At 61.8% G+C, this 8,179-nt stretch carries 5 protein-coding genes; 2 read left to right on the top strand and 3 right to left on the bottom strand.

The genetic code is table 11. The features are described 5' to 3' along the window. Both SH809_18960 and SH809_18955 read right to left on the bottom strand, forming a co-directional pair. On the bottom strand, positions 1 to 1,239 hold a 1,239-nt coding region (locus tag SH809_18960), incomplete at its 3' end, for a M48 family metalloprotease (protein MDZ4701799.1). A 214-nt stretch (positions 1,240 to 1,453) separates the two neighbouring features. Then, positions 1,454 to 2,608, bottom strand: coding sequence for a DNA replication/repair protein RecF (locus tag SH809_18955; GenBank protein ID MDZ4701798.1), 1,155 nt, complete (start codon positions 2,606 to 2,608; stop codon positions 1,454 to 1,456). A 118-nt stretch (positions 2,609 to 2,726) separates the two neighbouring features. On the opposite strand from SH809_18955, the gene murQ reads away from it, so the two are divergent. Together murQ and mfd are read left to right on the top strand one after the other, a co-directional pair. Next, on the top strand, positions 2,727 to 3,644 hold the full coding sequence (gene murQ / locus SH809_18950) for an N-acetylmuramic acid 6-phosphate etherase (protein MDZ4701797.1): 918 nt from the start codon (positions 2,727 to 2,729) through the stop codon (positions 3,642 to 3,644). A gap of 156 nt (positions 3,645 to 3,800) precedes the next feature. Further along, positions 3,801 to 7,181, top strand: a complete 3,381-nt coding sequence (gene mfd, locus SH809_18945) for a transcription-repair coupling factor (protein MDZ4701796.1) — start codon at positions 3,801 to 3,803, stop codon at positions 7,179 to 7,181. On the opposite strand, the gene SH809_18940 is transcribed toward mfd, so the two are convergent. Then, a complete protein-coding gene (locus tag SH809_18940; protein ID MDZ4701795.1) occupies positions 7,158 to 8,144 on the bottom strand; it encodes a YafY family protein in 987 nt (328 codons plus the stop codon). The two genes, mfd and SH809_18940, sit on opposite strands and share 24 nt — an antisense overlap. Positions 8,145 to 8,179 lie beyond the last annotated feature (35 nt).

The raw sequence follows: 8,179 nt of genomic DNA, 5'->3' as shown, positions 1-8,179 counted from the left end.
GTCCGCCGCCGCGGCATAGCCGAGGAAGGAGTAGACCGTGCCGCCGTATTCGACGTAGCGTTGTTTTAGCTGAAATTCAGAGCCATCTTCGGCCGCGGCTTTTGCCATGATCTCGTAGGAGGGGAGGCCATTGGTGGTAGCGGCGCCCTGGTTGATGACCGTGATGCCCTCCTGGGCGGCGAATTTTGCGCCAGCGTCACGTGCCGTGGTCACATCCTGCGCCATCGAGAAGATGATGATGGCTTTCTGATTGGGCTCGAGGACGACGACGCGCGTCGGCTGATTGATCATCTGGAAGCCGGAGGGGTACGTAAACTGGAATTTGAGGGTGGGGTGATAAAAGACGCTATTCTCGGCGTATCCCTGACGCGGGTCGTCTCCAACGACCAGGTTGTCCAGCCGAGCTAGATAGCTGTCGCGCTCGACTTTGTCCATCGTGTATTGTTCGGCCCATTCCGACGCCATTCGCTGGATGGTAGCCTCGCGTTCGCCTGGATCCGGGTGTGTGGACGTGAAGCTGGGGATGCTTTGTCCCGATTTTTCCTGGATACGAAGGAGCGAGCGGAAGAAGCGGGAGCCTTCTCCGGACTCATACCCGAGTATCGACGCATATTCAACCCCCAGATCATCCGACTCCCTCTCGTCGTCTCTCCCGTAGCGCAGGAAAAGCAGTCCTGCCGCCGAGCCGGCCGTATTCAACACACTTTCAGCGGCATTTCCACCGAAGATCGTCTGTGCTCCGACGGCCCCCACGATGAGCCCCAACTGTCCGATTTGCTGCTGAGCGGCGCGTTTCGATGCGTGACGCCCAACCACATGCCCGATTTCGTGCCCGAGCACGACGGCCAATTGGGCCTCATTATCGAGGTATGACAGCAGCCCGCGCGTCACATACACGTAACCACCGGGCAGGGCGAAAGCGTTAACCACCGGGCTATCGAGCACCCGGAAGGTGAACGCCGTACTCTTCATCTCGGTGGGCGTTTCCGGCCGCTGCAGGTGGCTTACAGCCAGCAGCTCCTGGCCTAGGTTTTCGATGTAGGCTGAAATCTGTGCGTTATCATAGACCCCAAATTCCGCAACAATGGAAGGGTCGGATTCTTTTCCGATCTGAACCTCTTGCCCCCACGTGTACCCGAATGCTCGTTTATTACCTGTGACCAGACTCTGTTCTACCGATACGCAGCCTGAAAGTAAAATGGCGAGGAGGACGATGGCCAACCGTATGCGAGATTTCATGAATTTCGTGTTCATGGCAGTATATGATCCTGTTTCACTTCGAATGAAGTGTGGTGCGATGGGATAAGCTGCCGGTGGTAGGGCAGTAACACCTTAGACATCCGGAGCGAGCGATCCGTGTTGGAGCCGTGGGTCCTGCACCGTACCCCGTTCGCCAACGCCCCGTATCTTTCAGAAAACGGCTTCCCCGCCGATATGTTCGCCGCCGGCACGTTTACAACCGAACCATTGGCTCCGATCGTGGCCACACCCTTCCCTGTTCCACATACTGAATGCGATGGGCAGGTAGATGAAAAGGGACGCGATCTGTAAACGGCGCCTCTCCTGTGGCGGTGATAATCGACTGCCCTACAGCGCCATCCGTTAAGAGGTTGAGTACGATATCCGTACGCCTCCCGTCGAGACTGCCGAACAGGTCGTCCAGTAAGAGGATAGGTTCTTCACCGAGCTGCTGTTTCAGATAGAAATACTGGGCGAGGCGTAGTGCGAGTCCGAAGAGCCGGTGTTGTCCTTGCGAGGCATACCGCCGCACCTCGAAGTCGTTCAGGCGAAACACGAGTTCGTCGTGATGTGGGCCAGCGAGCGTGCGCCCCAGTTCACGCTCTCGGTGGCTCGCTCGGTCCAGTTTTTCGGCAAACAGAGTCGCGATTTCGTCGACCCCCCCGACGGTTTCCATTTGCGCGATCGTTTCGTAGTGCACCTCCGGCCGTTCACCCACGGCCTCGATGAGCGTATAGGCCTCTTCCATAAACGACGTGAACGCACGAATGAAGCGCAGCCGTCCAAAAATGACGCGGCTCCCCAGCTGAACGAGTTCTGCGTCCCAGGAAGCGAGTAAGCCGGCCGGCATGGCGCCGCGTCGATACCGCTGGAGGAGTCCATTACGCTGTTTGAGTGCCCGGCGGTAATTCAACAGGTCGTTCAGATACACAGGACGGGCCTGGCTCAAGATATTATCCATGAAGCGCCGGCGTACTTCTGGACCTTCGCTGGTCAGTGCGTGGTCCCCCGGGGCCGCGACAACCACGGGAAACTGGCCGGCGATTTCCGACAGCCGCTCCAGGGGCGCGCCGTTGACAAACGCCCGCTTTCCCTCTCCGGCCGAGAACACCATGCGCGCACGCACGTGGCTCCGCTGCGAGCCCGAGAACAGGCCTTCCACCTCAAAAAAGGCCGCGCCAGTTTGTAGCGCGTAGGTGTCTTGCGTAGCCAGAAAGCTCTTCGTGAGACAGAGGTAGTGGATCGCTTCGAGGATATTGGTTTTGCCGGCCCCGTTGGGTCCATAAAACACGTTCACCCCGGGCGCGAGTTCGACGCGCGTCTCGTGGTGGGCACGAAAGGAAACTATGCGAAGGGATTGAAGAACCATACGAGGAGAGACTTCCTGGCGCGTCCGCTACTGGATCCACGCCTGTCGATTCACGTTCCAGGGAGGCCGTCCAAACCGTACGGCGTCCCGATGATTGCAGAAGATACGACACCTTCCCATGTCCATTCCTACGCTATTTGAGCAGTTAAAGACCCTTGCAACGGAGCAACGTAATCCGAACTCGCTGCGGATCGACCGCGCTAGTACCCACGAAATCCTGGAGATCATCAACACAGAGGATCACCTGGTGCCCGTTGCCGTTCGGCGCGAGTTGCCTTACATCGCGCAGGCCGTGGAGCGGGTGGTTACCGCCTTGCGCCAGGGTGGCCGGCTATTTTATGTAGGCGCCGGCACCAGCGGTCGCCTGGGGATCCTGGACGCCTCCGAGTGTCCACCTACGTTCGGAACACCGGCCGAGCTCGTGCAAGGCGTTATCGCCGGCGGTGAACAGGCCGTGTTTTCCTCTCAGGAGGGCGCCGAAGATCGGGAGGAGGATGGCGCCCGCGATCTGGATGCCCATGCCCTGCGCCCGGTCGATATCGTGTGCGGCATCGCCGCAAGCCAGCGGACGCCATATGTCATCGGCGCCGTCAAGCACGCACGAACGCTCGGTTGCCCCACGCTGTTCATTACCTGTGTCCCACGAGCCGCTCTCACCTTGGAAGTGGACGTCGCCATCTGCCCGTACGTCGGCCCCGAAGTCGTGATGGGTTCCACTCGAATGAAAAGCGGTACGGCCCAGAAGCTGGTCCTGAACATGATCACCACGGCTACCATGATCCGCCTTGGAAAGGTGTACGAAAACATGATGGTGGATCTCCAGATGACGAATGCCAAACTCGTAGAACGCTCGAAGCGGACCGTGATGCTCGTTACAAACGTTGATTACGACGAAGCCTCCCGCCTCCTCGACGCCGCCGGCGGGCACGTCAAGACTGCCCTGGTAATGCACCTCGGCGGCGTCTCGGCCTCCGAGGCCCGTGGCCGCCTCGACCAGGCTGACGGATTCGTACGCGTTGCGATCACGGGCGCTTGATGTTCCACGTGGAACGTTCGAGGGTTTCCATTGGAATCTTCTCGGAGGCGCTAACGTTGGAGGCACCGCACGCCGTAGCCGCCAGAAAGGGAGGCTACGGCCTTTCCTGGTTGCCCCAGACGCTCTGGTCAGTCCACGAAGAGAGAGGGTTCCGCGTTGTCGATTGCTTCCCTGTTTTCCCGCGTGTCGGCGGTGCCTGAAGTCGCTGAGTTAACGGACCAACTCGCCCGGTCGGAAGCACCGTCGGTGGTCGTTCGTAATGCGAGCGGCTCGCTGCCGGCGTTTGCGCTGCTCCACCTCCACGGCCTGTTGCACCGGCCGATTCTGGCGTTATTACCCGAGGCGGACCGGGCTGCCTACCTGGTGAGTGATCTGGAGCAGGCCGATCCGGCCGACTCGGCGGTGCTGCATTTCCCGCCGTCTGGCATCAAGCCGTACGACGCCGAGCGGATGCAGGATCCCGCCGCCGCCATCGCTCGGACCGATGCACTGCAGCAGCTGGCCGCCGGCTTTACCGGCATCGTAGTCGCGAGCATCGAGTCCGCCTGCGAACGCGTGCCGGCGCGCAGCGCCGTCCAGCAGGAGACCCTGACCCTGGCTATCGGCGCCCGGATGGAACCGCAGTCCCTGCTCGAGCGCCTCCGCCTCCAGCGCTTCAGGCACGTCGAGTTCGTCGAACATGCCGGCGAGATGGCCCTGCGAGGGGGTATCCTGGACGTCTTTCCCTACACCGGACCCTACCCGCTGCGCATCGAGTTTTTCGGGGACGAGATCGACTCCCTCCGCGAATTCGACGTCCACTCACAGCGCTCCATAAGTCGGCTCCAGACCGCCCGCATCGTACCCGATCTCTCCGATGCCTCCTCCGCCGAAACCGCTACCTCGTCCGACCTGTTCGCCTACCTGCCCGATTCCACCCTCGTCGCTCTCTTCGACGAACGCAGCCTCCTCGAGCAAGCCGATGCCCGCTTCCAACTCTCCCTGGAAAACTTCCAGGCTATCCTCAATAACGGAGATAGCCTGCCTCCAGCACCTGAGGCGCTGTACCTGAAGGGGAGCGACATCGCCGCCGCCACACAGGATCATGCCCGGATCCACTTCGGCTCCTTCACGCCGGCCTGCCCGCCCGATGCTACCGTGGACCTGGGCGCGCGGCCTCAGACACCCTTCAACGGCAGCATCCTCCAACTCCGAAAAACCCTCGTCGCCAATCACGAAGCCGGCTGGGACACCGTCATCCTCTGCGATAGCCGCGGCCAGGAATCCCGCCTGTTCGAACTCCTCGAAGAGGATATCGAACACGCCCGCGTCCGCCTCCAGGTAGATTCCCTCCACCAGGGCTTCGAGTTGCCCGGCGGGAAGATCGCCGTCTATACGGACCACCAGATCTTCAACCGCTACCACCGGCCCACCACCCGAAAACAACGGAAGAAACACGGCGGCCTCAGCATCCGCGAACTGCGTAACCTGAAGCCGGGCGACTTTGTCGTGCATATCGACTACGGGATCGGGAAGTTCGCCGGCCTCGAGCACATCATCGTCCGCGAGAAACAGCAGGAAGCCGTTCGCCTCCTCTTCCGCGACGAAGACGTGCTCTACGTCAACGTCAACGCCCTCTATAAACTCCATAAATACACCGGAAAGGAGGGCCACCAGCCGGCACTCACCAAACTCGGGTCCGGCCAGTGGGAACGGACCAAGAGCAAGACGAAGAAGCGTGTCAAGGACATCGCGCGCGACCTCATCGCGCTGTATGCCCGGCGCAAGTCGTCACGCGGCCATGCCTTCCCGCAGGACACCCTCTGGCAGCGCGAACTCGAAGCCTCCTTCCAGTACGAGGACACCCCGGACCAGGGCCTCGCCGCCGAGGCCGTCAAGCAGGACATGGAGCTGCCCGTACCCATGGACCGCCTCGTCTGCGGGGACGTTGGCTTCGGCAAAACCGAAATCGCCGTCCGCGCCGCATTTAAGGCCGTGCAGGACGGGAAGCAGGTCGCCATCCTCGTACCTACTACCATCCTGGCCTCGCAACACTACGAGACCTTTAGCAAACGCCTCAAAGCCTACCCGGTCCAGATCGCCGAACTCTCCCGTTTCCGATCCACCAAAGAAATCAAAACCGACCTCGACGCCGTCAAGGCCGGCAAGGTCGATATCGTCATCGGCACCCACCGGCTCCTTTCGAAGGACGTGGTCTTCAAAAGCCTCGGGCTCCTGATCGTCGACGAGGAGCAGCGCTTCGGCGTCGCGGCCAAGGAACGCCTGCGCAACCTGCGCGCCGAAGTGGACACCCTGGCCCTCACCGCCACCCCCATCCCGCGTACCCTCCAGTTTTCGCTCATGGGCGCGCGCGACCTCTCGATCATCAACACGCCACCGCCCAACCGCCAGCCCATCGTCACGGAGATCCATACGTACGACAAAGACCTCATCCGGGACGCCATATTGTACGAGTCGAACCGCGGCGGTCAGGTCTACTTCATCCACAACCGGGTGCAGAGCATCGACGATATCGCGGACATGCTGCGGTTGCTCATCCCCGATGTCCGCATCCGCGTGGGCCACGGGCAGATGAAGCCGGCCGATCTGGAGCAGGTGATCGAGGATTTCATCGACCGGAAGTTCGATGTGCTCGTCAGCACAAACATCGTCGAGAGCGGGCTGGATATCTCGAACGCCAACACCATCATCATCAACCACGCGGATCACTTCGGGCTGGCGGACATCCACCAGCTGCGCGGCCGCGTGGGGAGGTCCGACCAGAAAGCCTTCTGTTATCTCCTCGTCCCCTCCATTCACGCCCTCACCCGCGACGCGAAGCAGCGCCTCCAGGCCGTGGAGGAATTCAGCGAGCTGGGCAGCGGCTTCAACATCGCCATGCGCGACATGGACATCCGGGGCGCCGGCAACATGCTCGGCGCCGAACAGAGCGGGTTCATCGCGGATGTCGGGTACGAGACCTACCATCGCATCCTCGACGAGGCCGTCCAGGAGCTCCGCAGCGAGGAGTTCGCCGAGCTCTTCGCGGACGTCGCGCCGCCGGCGCCGAGCGATACCGTTATCGATGTCGAGGAAGACGCCTTTATCCCGGACACCTACCTGTCCAGCAGCGTCGAGCGCCTCAACCTGTACCGGCGCCTCAGCGAAGCCGAGACGGCCGATGTCCTGGAAGAGTTGCGAGCGGAAATGGAGGATCGGTTCGGCGAGCCACCAGCGCCTGTGCTCCACCTCATCACCGCCACCGCGCTCCGCAATCTGGGCCAGGCGCTCCGCCTCCCCAAGATCACCTTCAAAAACCAGCGACTCTTCCTGGAGTTGCCCGACGCGCGGGAGGATGCCTATTTCTACGACAACCTGTTCCAGCCGCTACTGGGCAAATTAAACGCGCTCGGCCATCGCTACGTGATGAAAGAGACCGCTAAGGGCAAGATGCGCGCCATCGTCCAGGATGTGCCCACCCTCAACGATTGTATGCCGATCATGCGGGAGCTGGAAGTCGAGGCGCCGGCCCGGTCAGGACTCGTACAGGGCGCTTAACGCCCTCGCCTTTTCGCGGACGATCGTGCGCAGCGCCTCCGGCTCCAGCGCCTCCGCCATCTCCCCGTACCGCACCAGCCAGCCCGCCACATACTCCAGGTTCTCGAACGAAAACGTCACGGTGACGGCGTCGCCGGCTTCCGCCTCTTCCTCAATCCGGGCCGGAATGCCGCGCCGCGCCCAGCGGTACGCCGCGCCGGAGAAACGAATGCGGATGCGCACGTTCTGCGGACTCTCGCCGCGTTCGGCCAGGTGTTGCGCGAGGTCGAATCCTTCCGGCGGGGTGAACCGCTCCATGAGGATGCGCATGGAGCGAATGGCGTCGAGCCGGTAATTGCGGATGTCGCCCCGCAGATGGTCGTACGCGATCAGGTTCCAGTGATCGGTGTAATACACCAGGCCGAGGGGATCGACCGTGCGGCGGGTGACTTCGTCGCGGCTGGCCACGTAATATTCCATCAGCACACTTTTCTGGCCGGCGACCGCCTGGCTCAGCTCATACCAGCGCCCGTCGGTATCGTCGTCGCGCAGCGCCGTACGCTGGGCATGCAGCCAGTAGGGATCCATCACCAGGCTTTTCCTCAATCGCTCGATGTAGCTGCGGACCTCGGACGGCAGCACGGACTCGATTTTCAGCCCCACCTGGTCCGCGTCGCGCGCCAGGGAGACGTCCGATTGGAGTTTGGTAAACTCCGTCCCCATGAGGAGGGTGGCGGCTTCGCGAGCGGTCAGCATGAGCGGAGGCAGTTGGTACCCATCAAGGATTTCGTAGCCGCCGCCGTCGGCATAGGTGAGGGGCACCCCGGATTCGCCCAGCGCCCGGAGGTCCCGGAAGATGGTGCGCCGGCTCACCCCGAAGTGGTCGGCCAGATCCTTCGACGTCAGGTACGGCCGATTCTGAAGCAAGAGCACGAGCGCAAAGAGGCGCTCGGTACGGTTGAAGACACGTTCGGCGTTGGGCATCCCGGAGTCGCTGTGTGGAGGTGGCGCCGGCTGAC

Source organism: Rhodothermales bacterium (assembly GCA_034439735.1).
In the GTDB taxonomy this organism is placed as follows: domain Bacteria; phylum Bacteroidota; class Rhodothermia; order Rhodothermales; family JAHQVL01; genus JAWKNW01.
Note: the sequence above shows the minus strand (reverse complement) of the source record. Positions and strands in the feature narration are given on the sequence as shown.

Excerpts from the sequence above, each read along its gene's own strand:
- SH809_18955 (MDZ4701798.1), bottom strand. The coding sequence starts at position 2,608 with ATGGTTCTTCAATCCCTTCGCATAGTTTCCTTTCGTGCCCACCACGAG.
- murQ (MDZ4701797.1), top strand. The coding sequence starts at position 2,727 with ATGTCCATTCCTACGCTATTTGAGCAGTTAAAGACCCTTGCAACGGAG.
- SH809_18940 (MDZ4701795.1), bottom strand. The coding sequence starts at position 8,144 with ATGCCCAACGCCGAACGTGTCTTCAACCGTACCGAGCGCCTCTTTGCG.